The following is a 235-nucleotide window of genomic DNA, read 5'->3' as shown; positions in this document are numbered from 1 at the left end:
GCTGTTTCAGCTAAGGCTTTATCTTTACGATTAAGCTCTTTTTGCAGCTGTTTTATTTCTTGCTTTAACTGTTTACTGTCTGATTTAGCTAGTTTCGTTGTAGGTCCTTGGGCAAAGTCGTGCTTCCACTGCTTAATATGATGCGGATAAAGCCCTTTACTACGACAGTATTCATTAATCGCTGCTTCATCTAAATGGCCACAGTCAATAATCGCGCTGAGTCTTTCTTCTAAAC

Annotated in this window: 1 protein-coding gene; it reads right to left on the bottom strand. The window is 39.6% G+C overall.

What is annotated here, in order from left to right; all coding sequences use genetic code 11:
- The coding region (locus H5187_RS24285; RefSeq protein ID WP_182798544.1) for a transposase at positions 1–235 on the bottom strand (235 nt) is incomplete at both ends.

This window comes from Pseudoalteromonas sp. SG44-1 (assembly GCF_014164315.1).
Taxonomy (GTDB): Bacteria; Pseudomonadota; Gammaproteobacteria; order Enterobacterales; family Alteromonadaceae; genus Pseudoalteromonas; species Pseudoalteromonas rhizosphaerae.
The sequence above is the reverse complement of the archived record's forward strand: the minus strand, read 5'-3'. Positions and strand labels throughout refer to the sequence as shown.